Genomic DNA, 17,651 nt, shown 5'->3' on the forward strand with positions numbered 1-17,651 from the left:
TACTTAATATTTATTGCTATGAGTGAAACGAATTAGCAAAAGCATAGAAAAATTGACAGTTGCAATAGTATTTTATCTTTTTAAAAATTAAATGATTAGGAGCAATAATGAGTAATTTAGCAGCACGACTTGATCGACTCCCGATCAGTTCTTTTCATCGAAATTTACTGATTATTATTGGTGGAGGAATGTTTTTTGACGGTTTTGATAATTATTTGGCTAATTCAGTTTTAAGTATTTTAATTGAAGAAAACTGGTCTACATTACATTTAAATGCCTGTTTTTTATCTGGAACATCATTAGGCATGTTACTTGGCTCAATTATGGCTGGATACCTTGGTGATAAACATGGCCGAAAATCTACCTATCAAATTAATTTGCTAATATTTGGTTTTGCATCAATTGCCTGTGCTTTGACACCTGATATGTACTGGTTAATTTTCTTTAGATTTTTAACCGGTATTGGATTAGGCGCTGAAATTGTTGTCGGTTATGGTTTACTGAGTGAATTTATCCCGCCTTCCCACCGTGGTCGTTGGGGAGCTCTCATGTCATTTATTGGTCAATTTGGTCTATTTTTTGTTACCTTTACTAGCTGGCTAATCATTCCATTAGCCGGCTGGCGAACAATGTTTGTGATTGCTGGTCTTGGTGGATTATTAGTATATATAGCTCGCAAGCAACTACCTGAATCACCTCGATGGTTAAGTAGAAAAGGACGAAAACAAGAAGCGGAAATCATTGTCAGCAATATTGAAAATAAGTATTACCAAGGTAATTTACCGACACCCAATACTGATAACCACTCAAATTTATATATTAAACCCAAAATTAGTGTTTTTGAGCCACGTTTTCGTAAACGAATATTTTTAGGGTCACTAATGATGGTAGTACAAAGTATTTCTATTTATGGTTTTGTCGCTTGGCTACCGTCCTTAATGGTAAGTCAAGGAATATCGGCTAATCTATCACTAACTATCACTGTACTTATGACCTTAGGGGGACCAACCGGAGCAGTTTTTGCCTATTGCTTAACAGACAAAATAGGACGAAAACCGGCAATAATCTTAGGTTCCTTGCTTGCAGCATTATCAGGGATTTTATACGCACTTAGTTCATCACAATTATATGCTACACTTTGTGGTTTTGTTACCTTTTCGTTAATCTATTATTTGGTTTCGGTAATCCAAGCCGGTTATATCCCCGAGCTTTTTCCAACCGATGTTAGAATGCGGTTATCGGCAATTTGCGTTATCTGTGGTCGTATATCCTCAATTATCATACCATTCTTTGTCGTCTTGCTGTATAACTATGGCGGTATATTAATGGTAACCTCGCTGATCGCTATTTTGTTATGCATACAAGCTATAGCCGTCTATAGTTTGGGTATTGAGACCTATAACAAAAGCCTAGAGTCAATTTAATAATAAAATTTCGGCGCAAAGATTAGCGGAATAGATAATCGTAAAACTTTTTTTAGGATAAAAATTAACAATTTCGGGGTGATTTCGTGGAAAACTTTGATTATAGTATTAGCCTTATTTAACCAGACCGGAACTGATTATGGCAATTTCACCTCCAAAGCGTAGTGCTATTATTTTGGCGGCAGGAAAAGGCACACGGATGTATTCCAACCTACCTAAAGTTTTACATCAAATCGGCGGTAAGCCGATGTTACAACATGTTATTGATACCGTTCAACAACTTAATACTGATCGTATCAATATTGTCTATGGTCATGGCAAAAGCGAGCTGGAAAAATCGCTACAAGATCAACCTGTACAACTGGTTTATCAAGCTGAACAGTTGGGTACAGGACATGCTGTTCAACAAGCTATTCCCTTTATTGAAGATGATGAAGATATCTTAATTTTATATGGTGATACACCTCTTATCTCAATTGAAACCTTGCAAAATCTCATCGCCAGTAAACCACAAGAAGGCATTGCCTTATTGACGGTGATTTTAGATGACCCAACTGGTTATGGCCGAATCGAACGTAAAAACGGTAAAGTGGTCGCTATTGTTGAACAAAAAGATGCCAATGCTGAACAGCAAAAAATTACTGAAATTAATACTGGTATCATGCTGGTAACTGGCAAATTACTTAAACAGTGGCTATCGCGCTTAACCAATAACAATGCGCAAAAAGAGTTCTATTTAACCGATATTATCGCCTTTGCTCACCAAGATGGTTATGAAATTTTAACTTCACATCCAATAAAACAATTCGAAGTTGAAGGTGTTAACAACCGTTTGCAGTTAGCAACTTTAGAGCGCCATTATCAACAGCATCAAGCCGAGCAACTTTTACTTGCTGGCGTTACGTTACTTGACCCTGCACGCTTTGATTTACGCGGTAAGTTAACCCATGGCAAGGATGTCATAATTGATACTAATGTGATTATTCAAGGTGAGGTTAAGTTAGGAAACAATGTCTTTATCGGTGCCGGCTCTATTTTGAAAAACTGCACCATTGCTGATAACAGCGAAATTAGTCCTTACACAGTAATTGAAGATTCAGTCATTGCCAAGCACTGTACTATCGGCCCTTTTGCCCGAATACGACCAGGTAGCCAACTTGATGATCATGCGCATGTAGGTAATTTTGTCGAATTGAAAAAGGCCCATCTTGGTAAGTCCAGCAAAGCAGGACATCTAAGTTATTTAGGTGATAGTGAAATTGGTAGCAACGTCAACATTGGCGCCGGCACAATTACCTGTAACTATGATGGTGCCAACAAATTTAAAACCGTAATTGCCGATGACGTGTTTGTCGGTTCTGACAGCCAACTTATTGCACCTGTCAAAATCGGTAAAGGGGCAACCATTGCCGCGGGGACAACGGTAACCAATGATGTCAATGACAATGAACTGGTGGTTAGTCGCGTAAAACAGAAACAACTTGCTGGTTGGAAAAGACCAACTAAATTAAAAGAGGAATAAATAATGTGTGGTATTGTCGGTGCTATCGCCAAGCGTGATGTGGCAGAAATATTATTAGAAGGGTTAAAACGATTAGAATATCGTGGTTATGATTCTGCTGGACTGGCAATTATCTCACCTACTGGTGAGTTACAGCGAGTAAGACGTGTCGGAAAAGTAAAGGCGCTTAAAGATGCACTAGACGAGCATCCAATCAAAGGGTCAACAGGGATTGCGCATACTCGTTGGGCAACGCACGGCGAACCAGTCGAACACAATGCCCACCCACATGTATCGGGCTTTATTGCTGTTGTGCATAATGGCATTATCGAAAATTTTGAGCCGCTACGTGAAAAACTCATCGCAAAAGGCTACCAATTTCGTTCAGAAACCGATACTGAAGTTATTGCTCACTTAATTCACGATATTATTACAACCGAAGATTGCTCACTGTTCGAAGCGGTACAAAAAGCAATCCCACAATTACGCGGTGCTTATGGCACTGTGGTAATGGATACTCGCAATCCAGACATTTTAGTCGCAGCCCGTTCAGGTAGCCCATTAGTAATTGGTTGTGGTGTTGGCGAAAACTTTATTGCCTCAGATCAGCTAGCGTTATTACCGGTTACACGGCAATTTATCTTTTTAGAAGAAGGTGATATTGCATTAGTCACCCATCGCACAGTAACCATCTTTGACAAAAATTATCAAGAAGTCGATCGCCCTTGTATTGAGTCTGATGCTAAATATGACGCAGGCAGTAAAGCCGGCTTTAACCACTACATGCAGAAAGAGATTTACGAACAACCTAATGCCATCAAAAATACGCTTGAAGGCCGAATGGCACATGGTAAAGTGGATTTATCTGAACTTGGAGCCGATGCTGAAAATATTCTTAAACAAGTTGAACATGTGCAAATCGTCGCTTGTGGCACCGCTTATAATGCTGGTATGGTGGCTCGTTATTGGTTTGAAGCCTTGGCCGGTATTCCTTGTGACGTTGAAATCGCTTCAGAATTCCGCTATCGAAACCCCGCGCGTCGTAAAAACAGTTTATTTATCACCCTATCCCAATCAGGTGAAACGGCAGATACCCTTGCAGCATTACGCTTAGCAAAAGAGAATAATTACCTAAGTACCCTTGCCGTCTGTAATGTGGCGGCCTCTACTCTGGTGCGTGAAGCGGATTTGGTGTTATTGACCAAAGCTGGCGTTGAAATTGGCGTTGCTTCAACCAAAGCTTTTACCACTCAATTGACGGTATTATTACTTTTAGTGGCCAAATTAGGGCGACTTAATAACATGGCCGAAATCACTGAACAAGCGATCGTCCATGCCCTGCAAACCTTACCAAACCGCATTGAACAAGTGTTAATGGCCGAACCTATAATCAAAAAACTTGCAGGTCACTTTGTCAATAAACACCATGCACTATTTTTAGGTCGTGGCGACGAGTACCCAATCGCCATGGAAGCGTCATTAAAATTAAAAGAGATCTCCTACATTCATGCCGAAGCTTATGCCGCTGGTGAATTAAAACATGGTCCTTTAGCGTTAATTGATGCCGATATGCCAGTAATTGTTATGGCACCGACGAATGATTTACTCGAAAAACTCAAAGCCAATATTGAAGAAGTGCGTGCCCGTGGTGGTCAACTTTATGTGTTTGCCGAGCAAGATGCAGGTTTTGTCAGTGACGATACTATGCATATTATCAATTTACCACATATTGAAGAACTCACTGCACCAATCTACTACACAGTACCGACGCAGTTGCTTGCTTACCATGTAGCTTTAATCAAAGGTACCGATGTTGATCAACCGCGCAACCTAGCAAAATCGGTAACAGTGGAGTAATTTGTTAGTTAAATGTAAGGACTTAGCCTTGAATAACAAACTTAGGCTAAGTTCTCATATTTACTCAAAAAAACACCTCGCAAAATCATTAAAACCCGCAGAATAAAATCATAATTTTGACTTAACTGCTGTCAAAATAGTGCTCTAATGGTGGCACGCTTGCGCGACATCAGATTATGTGTTGCCGCTAACAATCTTTGAATATGAACACAGTAACAGTAACAGTAACAGTAACAGTAACAGTAACAGTAACAGTAACAGTAACAGTAACAGTAACAGTATGAAACCCTTTTATTATTAAGATAACAACGAATATGATAATTTTGCCGACTTATGTACTAATATCTGCGAAAATTTTATCGATAAAAAGAGACGACTTAGAGACTTAGAGACTTAGAGACTTAGAGACTTAGAGATTTGATGGTAAACCAAGCATATTGTCAACCACTAACCTAAACCATTAGTGGCTATACATCGATAGTATTTGATGATTTGCTAGTATAAAAATTTGAATTTACTTAATAGCAATCCAATCAATTTAAGTAACGCATTGTTTTTTAATATGTTTTTAATGATTTGTCTAGTACTATGCATTTGTTTATTTTTTGCCGAAAATTAAAAATAAAATAACCGCAATGAATAGTAATATTATATGGAAGAAAAGAAACATTTGATAACTGCTAATACCAGTTCTATTAGCCATAGCAGCTAACACCGGTGAAAAAAATGCGGTACTGATAATATTAATACCGAATATAGTAGTAGAAATAGTCGGTTGTTTAACAAAAGTAATTAACGCCAATAAACTACATAACATAGCTAAAAGTAAACCTAAAAGTGGAATAAAAACAGATATTATGGCTAAAATTAATCCAAAAATTGAGAGAGCTTTCATTTTACCTCTAACTAATATAATGATTTTTCATCGAATCCATTAAATGAAATATGACAAAACTGGTTTGCATCTATAGCAAGCGCATAATAACAAATTTTCATCCGAGATAAAACTATTCTTAATAATTTCAATAAAATACTGATAATGCATCAATAAATTATCATATTTACCTTTACTTTACTCTGATAGCCATTAATTCCATTCACTCACACAACGGCCAATGCCCCATTCTTGTAGTTACTCAAGGCAAAAGTGTGATCTAAATCACAAAATCAGAAAATACCCCGCTTTTAACAGTGTGACATTCGTCACATTTTTTGATTATTTTTGATGAATCTACTAACTAAATACTTCTAAAATAGCTGCATAATGATTATGTCAATCAATAAGGAAAGATTAATATGACAACATCAAACATTAAACTAAAAGTCCAAAATTTTGGGCGGTTTTTAAGCAACATGGTGATGCCCAATATTGGGGCATTTATTGCTTGGGGCTTTATAACCGCTATTTTCATTCCTACCGGATGGTATCCAAACGAAACTGTAGCAAAATTAGTAGATCCAATGATCACCTATTTACTACCAATATTAATCGGTTATACCGGTGGTAAGCTTGTTCACGGTGAACGCGGAGCCGTTGTGGGAGCAATTACCACTATGGGCGTCGTTGTTGGTTCAACCATTCCAATGTTCTTAGGTGCCATGATAGTCGGTCCTCTTGGTGGTTGGGTAATTAAGCAATTCGATAAAGCGGTTGACGGTAAAATCAAAAGTGGTTTTGAAATGTTAGTGAATAACTTTTCTGCTGGCATTATTGGTATGTTACTCGCTTTATTATCATTCTTTGCTATAGGTCCTTCAGTTGTTGTTGCCTCAAATGTACTGGCTAGTGGTGTTGACTACATGGTTCAACATAATTTACTACCATTAACTTCCATTATTGTTGAACCGGCAAAAATCCTATTTTTAAATAATGCAATTAACCACGGCGTATTTTCACCGTTAGGTATTCAACAAGCTGCTGAACATGCGCAATCAATCTTCTTTTTAATTGAAGCAAACCCTGGTCCTGGGTTAGGGTTATTACTTGCTTATATGTTTTTTGGTAAAGGAGCGGCCAAAGGATCAGCCAGTGGTGCGGCAATTATTCACTTCTTTGGTGGTATTCACGAAATTTACTTCCCATATGTACTAATGAACCCTCGTTTAATTATTGCTATGATTTGCGGTGGGATGACTGGCGTATTTACATTGACTATTTTTGGTGCGGGTTTGAGTTCGCCGGCCTCACCGGGTTCTATCATTGCCGTACTTGCCGTAACCCCAAAAAATTCACTTCTTGGAGTAAGCGCATCCGTCATCGCGGCAGCAGCAGTGACTTTCATTATTTCTGCGATTTTATTAAAAACAACTAAAAATGCTGATAAAAGCTTTGAAGATGCCAAATCTGATGTTTCTAACATGAAAAACGAAGCTAAAGGAGTGATCAACGGTAAACTAGACCTTGCTAACGTGAAAAAAATTATCGTTGCTTGTGATGCCGGCATGGGTTCAAGTGCGATGGGCGCCGGTGTACTACGTAAAAAAATAGAAGATACCCATTTAGATATTAACGTGACCAACCTAGCGATTAATAATTTACCAACAGATGCGGATATCATCATCACCCACAAAGACTTAACGGCACGTGCTAAACAATATGCACCTAACGCTTATCATATTTCATTAACTAACTTTTTAGATAGTGATTTATATAATCAATTGGTGAATGATTTAATCAAGGCAAGAGGTCAAGAGATCGCGCCAACTACGCAATCAAAAACAGACAGCCAACAACCGTTATTCAAATTGAATGAAACAAATATCTTTTTAGGTCTAACCGCACAAACTAAAGAAGAAGCTATTCGCTTTGCTGGTCAAAAATTGGTTGAAAAAGGTTATGTGAAACCGACTTATGTCGAAGCCATGTTAGAACGTGAACGTCTGACTTCAACTTACTTAGGCGAATCAATTGCAGTTCCACATGGCACAATTGAGGCTAAGGATGATGTCATTAATACCGGTATCGTATTTTGCCAATACCCAGCAGGTATACAATTTGGTGAAGAGGAGCAAGACAAAGCTAAAATTGTAATTGGTATTGCCGCTCGCAACAATGAACATCTTGATGTTATCGCCAAATTAACCAATGCACTTGATGACGAAAAGATTATTGCTAAACTGGCTACCACTAATAATATTCAAGAAGTTTTAGCAATATTAAGCTAACACAACTTAACTACTTCCTAGTTAGCTAGGAAGTAGTCTAACACATTAAAAATGATTTGAGATTAAGGGTTTTATTATGCAAGCATTACATTTTGGCGCCGGCAATATCGGGCGTGGTTTTATTGGTAAACTATTATCTGATGCCGGTGTCCATGTTACTTTCGCTGATGTTAATCAACAAGTGATTGATGAACTGGCGAGTCGTCATCAATATCCAGTCAATGTGGTGGGTGAACAATCGGTTTGCGAAATTGTTAAGAATGTTGATGCCATCAACAGTACCTCACCTAAAGTCAGTGATTACATTGCCAAGGTCGATCTGGTTACAACTGCGGTGGGTCCTCAAATTTTAGCTCGTATTGCGCAGAGTGTTGCACAAGGTATTATCGCCCGCCATGCATCAGGTAACAATGCTCCACTCAATATTATTGCTTGTGAAAACATGGTGCGCGGCACCAGCCAGTTTAAACAAGAAATTGTTAAATATTTACCTGATGATCTACATCAATGGGTTAATGAGCATATTGGCTTTGTTGATTCAGCCGTGGATCGTATCGTACCGCCAGCAACGTCTAAAACAGGTGATATTTTAGAGGTGACAGTTGAAACTTTCTCGGAATGGATTGTCGATAAAACCCAATTTATTGGTGAAATCCCGCAAATCAAAGGTATGGAGCCTGTTGATAACCTAATGGCCTTTGTGGAGCGTAAATTATTTACCCTAAATACTGGACATGCTATTACAGCCTATTTAGGTTTTTACAACAATATTGCTACCATCCGTGATGCGATCTTAAATGATAAAATTCGTAAAATTGTTCGTGGCGCTATGGAAGAAAGTGGTCAAGTACTAATCAAACGCTATCATTTTGATCCTGTCAAACATCAAGCATATATTGAAAAAATCTTAAGCCGTTTTGAAAATCCTTATCTCCACGATGATACCGCCCGAGTAGGTCGTCAACCCCTACGCAAATTAGGCCGGGGCGATCGTTTAATTAAACCATTGTTGGGCACCTTTGAATATCAACTTGGTAACCAAAATTTACTTATTGGTATTGCTGCAGCGCTTAACTATCGCAATAATGACGACGAACAAGCTATCGATTTAGCAAATCAAATTGCTAACAGCAGCTTAAAACAAGCATTTTGTAATATTTCTGAAATCGAAAGTGATAATCCAGTTGTTAGCCAAATAGAACAACTTTATACTGCTATGCAAAATCATCAATTTTAAGTGACAATGCCAAAGCAGACATTAGCAGAAGATACCATACTGGAAAAACTCAATCAGCAAGCTGATATCCACGGCTTGCTGAAGGTTGCTATCAAACTAATTAATGACAGCGTAAATCAACTAATTCTAAAAGTTTTTCGTAAAGAGCCTCATGCCATCAAGTTTGTCATTCCATCATTAGTGGGCAAAAACGGCCCACTTAATGACACCTCGGTCTGCTTAAAATTACTCTATGCGCTAGGAATTATTACCCGTGAGGATTATGAAGATATTGAATTGTTAATGGCAATTTTAGACGAGCTTGAACAAGACGATAAAAATTACACCTATCTGGATGACGAAATTTTAGGACCTATCAGCTTATTGCATGATATGATACTCCCGCCTAACTGGAATTATCCTCCAAATAACCTTCAAGAAAATGGTATTGTTGATACTTTAAAATCGTCAATGTATCAAAACCGTTATCAACAGATGATCCGCTCGGCATTAATTATCGCCATCACGGACTTAACCTTACGAATTGTGAATAAACAGGAAATTGATTATTTTCCCGAATAGTCTTAGTTATTGATAAACTAATATCGCTATTAATTTCTACTAAAATTAATATGGTGGATAATGGATATCCGGAAATTTAAGAAAATACTAAAGAACTTAAAAGCTCTCTTTTCAACTTTCTTGCAAAATTTTCAACGCATTTTGCTAATATGATGATATTTGCCTATCTCTTGAATGCTAATTTTATCAAAATATATTTGTACATTTTTCCTTCTTGCGGTGATAGCTAGTTACCGTTATTATCTATGACTTATGATTCTCGAGGTTAAAATATAAGTAATAAGATAATAATTTATACCAAATAACAATCATATCAATAATAAATCAAAGATAAGTTTTATGATTTTTACTCATTGCAATAGTGGATTTTAAAATCCCCAAATAACTTTCAAGGAATAATAATGGCTAGAAAAAAAAATTCTGATGCTGGTGGCGCGTTATTAATTATATTGTTATGTATTGCCGCAATTTTAATTTTATCGCCTTTAGTAATTATCTTTTATGGTATTTATACTTCATTTAAAATAAATAAATATCAACCAAAACCTAAAAGTATTTCTGACTTTTGGTTAGATCCATCAGAAAAACAACAATTTAAAACTACTCTTCATAATTTACTCATTATTAATAATAAGATAGACGAAGCTCATTTAATGGCTGCAGAACATAATATATCAATAAATAAGGATGGTTCTTATAGTAAACGGAGCAATAAAGGTAAAGAAATATGCGCTATAATAGATAAATATACACCAATGAAAATTATATCTGAACAAGAGATCATTTCCTTACAACAAAAACCTTATCGTTCATGGGAGAGTTACACCGAACTTTTATCCCAGTTAAAAAGCTGTTATATTTCAATGATATCATGGATAATTGGTTTTATTGTTATATGTTACTATTATCAACTTGATTCGTTTATGACATTTAAAAATTACGTAACATTTAATTCATCTCATCACATGATATTCATTATTTCTGGTGTTATATCAATCGTTGTCTTTTTTATTTGCAACATATTGATAAAGCATAGAATTATTATTCCGCCCAAACCTCCTATTGTTAGTATTGAAAACTTAGATGACTATTAACAAACTTTTTATTTTTAGTTGATCGCCAAAGGTTTTAAAATTGCCAGAATGATAGTAATTATCAAGTTTGAATCTATCTATCTCATTTAAAATGGTATGTAATAAAAGCGAGAAAGAAACAAGTAACAGATTAATCTTATCTCGCTTATCATTTTAAGTGTTTTAAGATTTAAATTTATCAAGTGAAAATGTCAAATTCGCGATATAACATAAATTTATCAAAAAATTGATTTAATGATTGTTTGATTTCTTCCTGCAATAAAACTATTCGTCATTTTTTTATATTGTTTATTTTTTATTTGATTACATATTGTTTAAGGTGATCATTTCCCACCATTGCAATTAGTCGGTATAATGCCAGCAATTTTATTGTTAAGTGGATTATGCATGAAAACGCTATTTGCCAGCACCTCTCGCGGGCTTGAAGAGTTATTAAAAAAAGAGTTAGAAAATATTGGCGCGATAAATTGTAAAGTGTCGCAAGGTGGTGTCTACTTTGACGCTGATCAATCAACCATGTACCAATCATTATTATGGTCTCGTTTGGCTTCTCGGATTCTATTGCCGATTGCTGAGTTTGATATCTATAGTGACTTAGATCTCTATTCATGTGTGATGAATATCAAATGGAGCGATATTTTTGCGGTCGATAACTCATTTATTATCAACTTTGTTGGCGTTAATGACTTTATTCGCAATAGCCAATATGGAGCATTAAAGATCAAAGATGCAATTGTTGACCATTTTATGCGTCAAACCAATCAACGCCCAAATGTTGCCAAACAAAATCCAGATATTCGTTTACATGCTTATCTCAACAAAAATCGAGTTACCTTATCGTTAGATTTAAGTGGTGAAAGCCTACATCAACGTGGTTATCGTCAACAAACAGGTCAAGCGCCATTAAAAGAGAACTTAGCTGCAGCAATTATTCGCCGCTCTGGCTGGCAAACAGATGAACCTCTTATCGATCCAATGTGTGGTTCAGGAACCTTACTAATTGAAGCTGCAATGATGGCCTCTAATATTCCACCTGGACTTCTACGTAAACAGTGGGGATTTTTTGCTTGGCAAGGATTCAACCCAACACTTTGGAATGAGTTGTTATTTACCGCCAAGCACAATGTAAAAAAAGCGACAACGCCTTTCATTGGTTATGACAATAACCCTGCGGTGTTAGAGCGCGCCAAGCAAAATGCTATCCAAGCTGGAGTTGGTGACTTAATTACTTTTGCTGTGCAGGATGTGACTCAATTAACTAATCCATTTGAGCACCAGATACATGGTATGATCATCAGCAATCCGCCTTATGGTGAACGATTGGAAAGTGAACCTGCATTGGTTGCCCTGCACTCTGCACTTGGTCGTCAAATTAAGCAACAATTTGCTGGATGGCGACTATCGCTATTTAGTGGCGCTCCACAACTGTTAGATTGTTTGCAAATGCGAGCCGACAAACAGTTCAAAGCTAAAAATGGCCCTTTAGATTGCGTACAAAAAAATTATACCATTGCTGATCGTCAAGTCGATAAGCCGGTTACATCCCCCAATTTACCCGCTGCCGATTTTGCCAATCGCCTACGTAAAAATTGCCAAAGATTTGCAAAATGGGCTAGCCAAGAACAACTTGAATGTTATCGCCTTTACGATGCAGATTTACCTGAATATAACGTGGCTATCGATCGTTATAAAGACAAAATTGTGATACAAGAATATGCCGCACCAAAAAATATTGATCCACAAAAAACTCGACAACGACTATTTGATATTATTAATGCCACTATGTCAGTACTGGAGTTAACTGCCGACCAATTGGTACTAAAAACTCGTGAAAAGCAAAAAGGTAAACAACAATATCAAAAACTTGGGCAAAAACAGGATTACTTCTTAGTCCATGAATATCCTATTAACCAGCAAAAAACGCAGTTTTGGGTTAATGTGGTCGATTATTTAGATACTGGTTTATTTTTGGATCACCGTCTAGCCAGAAAAATGATCGGCCAGATGAGCGCGGGTAAAGACTTTTTAAATCTATTTGCCTACACAGGTAGCGCAACCGTTTATGCCGGTCTTGGTGGCGCAAAATCAACCACGACCGTTGATATGTCACGCACCTATTTAGAGTGGGCTGATCGTAATTTAAAACAAAATGGTTTAACCGGAAAAAAACATCGATTGATACAAGCCGACTGCTTGCTCTATTTATCGCAGGCGGATGAACAGTTTGATCTGATTTTTATCGATCCTCCAACATTTTCCAACTCTAAACGGATGAACGATACCTTTGATGTTCAGCGTGATCATCTAAAATTAATGAGTGATTTAAAACGCTTACTTAGACCAAATGGAGTAATAGTATTTTCAAACAATAAACGAGGCTTCAAAATGGATGCCGATGGTATGCAAAAACTAGGGCTAACATTTAAAGATATCACCGATAAAACTCTATCGCTTGATTTTAAACGCAATAAACAGATCCACTGCTGTTTTATCGTTAAACATCAAGCATAAAATACCGCCGCAAGGCGGTAAATTCTTCCATCTTCAAAAATAATTCAATCAAATTTATCTTAGCAATTAGCTATTCTGTTTGTTTTAATTCATTTAAATGGCAAAATAGTTAAATAACTAATGAACTATTAAACTATAAACTTAAACAAATTTTATACCATATAGCCTAATAGATTAAAAAATCCAAATTAAGGAAATTATTTTGCCCAATATAGCCAAGCAGGAAGTTGACAATATGCAAGAAAGAAAGGTTAATTCATCAGCTATCATTATTTTAACTTCTTTAGGATTTTTCATGTCAATGATCGATTCAATGATAGTTACCACAGCCACTACCGCCATAAGGCATGATTTTCAAATATCGGTAAATGTATTACAGTGGTTGTTGAACATTTATAATATAACCATAGCGGCATTACTACTGGTTGGTGTATCACTGGGCGAAAAAATAGGCAGAAAAAAAGTCTATCTGATTGGTATTGCCATTTTCACTATTGCTTCTATATTTTGTGCTTTATCGACTAGTATTACCTTATTAATTATATCTCGAATGATACAGGCTGTTGGTGCTTGTGTTATGACGCCAATGTCCATGGCAATTCTAACGCATTCGTTACCCGTTGATATACGCGGAAAAGCTTTAGGAATATGGAGTGGGATTGGTGGTTTAGCACTAATTGTTGGGCCAGTTTTAGGTGGATTTATTGTCGCAACTTTATCATGGCAATGGATATTTTGGATTAATTTGCCTATTGGAATAATAACAATCTATTTTGCTCATAATTTATTACCTGAAAGTAAAGGTAAGGATGATAAGTTGAACTTTACTGATATTCTGTTTATTGCCATCTCTTCCGCCGGGATAATATGGTCATTATCCACCATAACCACAAATACCACACATGTTATAACGATTATTACCGGATTATCTAGCCTCGCACTAGCTATTTTATTTATTGTTAGGCAAAAAATAAGTTCTACCCCTATGATTCCTTTAAGACTATTTCGCACCAAGGTATTCACTAATGGTAACATTGCAACTTTTTTATTATATGCCTCGATGTTTGGCGTGTTATTCTTTTTGCCACAATTTTTTTTAGTACTAGAAAACGTTAATCCACTCGTGGCAGGATTACAATTATTACCTTGGACAGCAACATTAGTCGTTATCGCACCTTTTGCAGGCAGCGCTGTAGATAGATTTGGCGAAAAGATTATTGCAACATTAGGATTATTCTTACAGGGGATCGGTTATCTATTAATTATTTTTTTATTTAATGCAACTGGTTCATATATAGCAATGGCAATACCATTAATGATCGCTGGTATGGGACTTTCGATGGCAGGACCGGCTCTGCAAAAAGCGGTGTTAAGCGCTGTCGAACCAATATATTTAGGGAAAGCATCTGGAATATACAATATATTTCGCTTATTTGGTGGCGCAATAGGTACCACAATATGCGTAATTGTATTCAATATTTTCGGCGGAACCACTAATTCAACAGCTTTTGCCGAAGGATTTGATGCCGTTATTATTACGGCTGGTCTGATATCATTATTTGGAATAGTTTTTTCAATAAGGTTAACAACAAGGGATAAAAAATAATATTTGATAAAATCAAAGCGATAAATTCAACAATAAATCAATATTTGAGTATTTTAAAGATTATCAAAAAACCCGGTAACATATTTATCAAATGTTGATTTATTAAGCCATACATATTTTTCCCTAGCACTCTTTCTTACGTTAATTAATTCTGCTTGTTGTAATAACCTAAAATGATAAGTTCCTGAAGGTTTACTAATACCAACTGCTTGACCAATTTCACCACAGATAACCTCTGTTCCTATCCTTTTTAAATATTTAATGATTTCTATTCTAACCGGATCAGATAATGCTTTGAAAATAAGCACCATTTTTTCATTAAATTGGTTATCAATTATACTATTCTTCATCATATTTACAGAGGTTAATTATAATTAAACATGATTATAACATGTGGTGAATTTATTCACCTAAAAAGTAGTAACGACTTAGAAACAGGCCTGATATTTGATAAGCTGAAACAGATCGTTATATTAATACCAAACAATGAGTTAAGTTGATCATGCTGTCACTGTGCTAGTAAAAAGCACCGTGCGGATAAATTTTCTGGCATAAATTTGATATTTTTTCAAACAAGCCTGAATAACATAACCAATTAAAATAATTATATATTTATTGGATTTTCATCTGAAATTTTTGTTTCGCAATCTTTTACTGTGAAAACTCCATTAAACAAAATAAATCCGCCGCTATTAGGGCGGATAGTTCACGCATTACTACGTCATAAAATCACTTTAGCTCACCCACTTCGCCAGTTTGGTTGATTTTGCGAGGAGCTTTTATAGAATGAATTAACTCTATTTTTCCTTATTATGCCGTGCCAATCCAAAAATTAAGAAATAAGATTTAAGGATAGACGCAAAGCCCATTGCGCGGGGACACTAGGCCCATTGTAACCGCGTTACCAACAAGCGAGCCTACGATAAATCCTTCACTTGTCCAGTAATAGTTACCCCTCACTCCGCGGATACCATTGAAGTCGTAGAAACTCATGTCGCCCCATTCTGCAAAGAACCCGGCTCCTATGTGACGCTGGTATACATTATTTGGTGATGCAGGTGTAGCACCGACAGCACCTTGACATCGATCAGAAATAGCTCCCTGACAAGATGCATTAGTTAAATCCTTTACTTTAGGCACATGATACCTAATATTAGCACACCAAGGCGCTAAGCTAAAATAAGTAAACTCTTTAATACCACGTTTGACGAACCACTGCTTTAACACAAAACCATACTTAACGACCTCGTTACCATAACTATCACGACCGACTAATTCAAAGGTCTGCGGCAATGTAGGACTACCTATATTGCCTAAACTACTTGGCTCATCTGAATTCACTTGGGCATCGGTGGCTACTGGCCCCTCTAATACAACACGAACGGTTGTGCCAGAGTCATTTGGCGTCATAATCGCCTTAATATCACCATTAGGTGAAACTGTTTGCCAATTTAACGGACCACTTCCTCCTATATCTAAATCAAAAAATAGACTATGAGCTCCGGTAGTAGGAAAATTTAAATGATAAGATGAAACATTGGTAGACTGTGGAATAAAACCTTTATTTTCGTTCCACATTGTAACTGGACCACGAAAATCAACGCCTTGAGCCCATGGATCAGGTTCGTCATTTCCACCATGTTTTATGCTAGGCTTAGCAAAACAGACCATTGGTGATGTTTTAGGTTTAACATAATAGGTCGCATTACTTGCATTAAAACTACTTTCATCAGGAACCCCGTAATGCGTAGTTAAAGAACCTACGGTACTCGATAAAACTAATTTATATGGTGAATTACAAATATTTAATATTTCACTACGAGCGACAGGTTGATCATTTTTATCAAAAATAGCTAAACTTAAACTTCCTGTTACGGTTATACCATCAGGTCCCTGACCATCACCATCATCATCCCTCCAATAGTTATATGGTGGGCCGATAAGTGCCTTTAAATCGATCTCATTAGTATCAATTGGCACAAACATACCAATATCAGCTAAACTCTGGTCAGCGATGGGTAATTCAATTGGATTAGCAAAAGTTGAATTATTGCTTTCAGGGGTAATTTCATCACCATTTGAAAGGGTTATCCCGAGCAGACCGTCGGCATTTGTGGCTCGTGTACGACCGCCATCGAAGGTTAAATATGGCGCATTACCATGAATAATATTCGAAGTTTTAGACGTTAACGCGTAGCTAGTATAGGAAGTTATTAGCAACAAGCTAAACGGTAATCCTAAAAAGATCTGCCGGGATAAAAAGGGTTGAAGAAAGGATTGCGCAAAATTTCGCGAATTTATGTATAACTTCGATAAAAAATAAATTATGGTGAAAAATAAACGTTGAGAACTTAACTTTGACGAAATTAAATTATAGGTTGTACATGTTGCGTGTTGCGTGTTGCGTGTTGAAAATTATAATGCATTTCGACGTTCCTGTCAATTAGACCTTTGATTTATTTTAAATTTGATGCTAATTATTTAGATATTTTCGTTTGCATTAAACGATGCGAAAAGTATAGTGACTGAAAAAACACGATGCAATATTTTTTTACGTTTAATTGTTAACTTTCGTAAAGAGAAGTAAAAAAATATAAAAAATAGATTACTAAATGTTTATTCTAATAGTAAAAACCATTTTGCATATACTTATAAGTTATAGCGTATTAACGAGGAAAACTTTCGTTTTAGTAGT

Annotated in this window: 12 protein-coding genes; 9 read left to right on the top strand and 3 right to left on the bottom strand. The window is 36.4% G+C overall.

From position 1 onward, the window contains the following. The first annotated feature begins 107 nt into the window (after positions 1-107). The 3 genes from DKK70_RS12140 (at position 108) to glmS (ending at position 4,782) form a co-directional block, all read left to right on the top strand. Complete coding sequence (locus DKK70_RS12140) at positions 108-1,424, top strand: MFS transporter (protein WP_110434247.1); 1,317 nt, start codon at positions 108-110, stop codon at positions 1,422-1,424. Positions 1,425-1,569: 145 nt separating this feature from the next. Beyond that, positions 1,570-2,946, top strand: a complete 1,377-nt coding sequence (gene glmU / locus DKK70_RS12145) for a bifunctional UDP-N-acetylglucosamine diphosphorylase/glucosamine-1-phosphate N-acetyltransferase GlmU (RefSeq protein ID WP_375334992.1) — start codon at positions 1,570-1,572, stop codon at positions 2,944-2,946. Between the two features lie 3 nt (positions 2,947-2,949). After that, complete coding sequence (gene glmS / locus DKK70_RS12150; protein ID WP_110434249.1) at positions 2,950-4,782, top strand: glutamine--fructose-6-phosphate transaminase (isomerizing); 1,833 nt, start codon at positions 2,950-2,952, stop codon at positions 4,780-4,782. A gap of 598 nt (positions 4,783-5,380) precedes the next feature. Here glmS and DKK70_RS12155 read toward each other — a convergent pair. Continuing rightward, a complete protein-coding gene (locus DKK70_RS12155; protein WP_110434250.1) occupies positions 5,381-5,677 on the bottom strand; it encodes a hypothetical protein in 297 nt (98 codons plus the stop codon). Positions 5,678-6,078: 401 nt separating this feature from the next. Here DKK70_RS12155 and DKK70_RS12160 point away from each other — a divergent pair, with 401 nt between their 5' ends. The 6 genes from DKK70_RS12160 (at position 6,079) to DKK70_RS12185 (ending at position 14,956) form a co-directional block, all read left to right on the top strand. Beyond that, positions 6,079-7,947 (top strand): PTS mannitol transporter subunit IICBA, encoded by a 1,869-nt coding sequence (locus tag DKK70_RS12160; protein ID WP_110434251.1) that lies wholly within the window; start codon positions 6,079-6,081, stop codon positions 7,945-7,947. Between the two features lie 76 nt (positions 7,948-8,023). Beyond that, on the top strand, positions 8,024-9,184 hold the full coding sequence (locus tag DKK70_RS12165) for a mannitol-1-phosphate 5-dehydrogenase (protein WP_110434252.1): 1,161 nt from the start codon (positions 8,024-8,026) through the stop codon (positions 9,182-9,184). A 6-nt stretch (positions 9,185-9,190) separates the two neighbouring features. After that, positions 9,191-9,745, top strand: a complete 555-nt coding sequence (locus DKK70_RS12170) for an MltR family transcriptional regulator (protein WP_110434253.1) — start codon at positions 9,191-9,193, stop codon at positions 9,743-9,745. Between the two features lie 401 nt (positions 9,746-10,146). Continuing rightward, positions 10,147-10,839 (top strand): hypothetical protein, encoded by a 693-nt coding sequence (locus DKK70_RS12175; protein ID WP_110434254.1) that lies wholly within the window; start codon positions 10,147-10,149, stop codon positions 10,837-10,839. A gap of 387 nt (positions 10,840-11,226) precedes the next feature. Continuing rightward, the gene (gene rlmKL, locus DKK70_RS12180; protein WP_110434306.1) at positions 11,227-13,350 is read left to right on the top strand and encodes a bifunctional 23S rRNA (guanine(2069)-N(7))-methyltransferase RlmK/23S rRNA (guanine(2445)-N(2))-methyltransferase RlmL; all 2,124 of its coding nucleotides are present in this window, start codon (positions 11,227-11,229) and stop codon (positions 13,348-13,350) included. 235 nt (positions 13,351-13,585) lie between these two features. Then, positions 13,586-14,956 carry an MFS transporter gene (locus tag DKK70_RS12185; protein ID WP_110434307.1) on the top strand — a complete coding sequence of 457 codons (1,371 nt, stop codon included), beginning with the start codon at positions 13,586-13,588 and terminating at the stop codon, positions 14,954-14,956. Between the two features lie 53 nt (positions 14,957-15,009). On the opposite strand, the gene DKK70_RS12190 is transcribed toward DKK70_RS12185, so the two are convergent. Then, complete coding sequence (locus tag DKK70_RS12190) at positions 15,010-15,306, bottom strand: ArsR/SmtB family transcription factor (protein WP_181416010.1); 297 nt, start codon at positions 15,304-15,306, stop codon at positions 15,010-15,012. Positions 15,307-15,802: 496 nt separating this feature from the next. After that, positions 15,803-17,179, bottom strand: coding sequence for a hypothetical protein (locus DKK70_RS12195; RefSeq protein WP_110434256.1), 1,377 nt, complete (start codon positions 17,177-17,179; stop codon positions 15,803-15,805). Between the last annotated feature and the right edge of the window lie 472 nt (positions 17,180-17,651).

Source organism: Gilliamella apicola, from assembly GCF_003202655.1.
Taxonomy (GTDB): domain Bacteria; phylum Pseudomonadota; class Gammaproteobacteria; order Enterobacterales; family Orbaceae; genus Gilliamella; species Gilliamella apicola_R.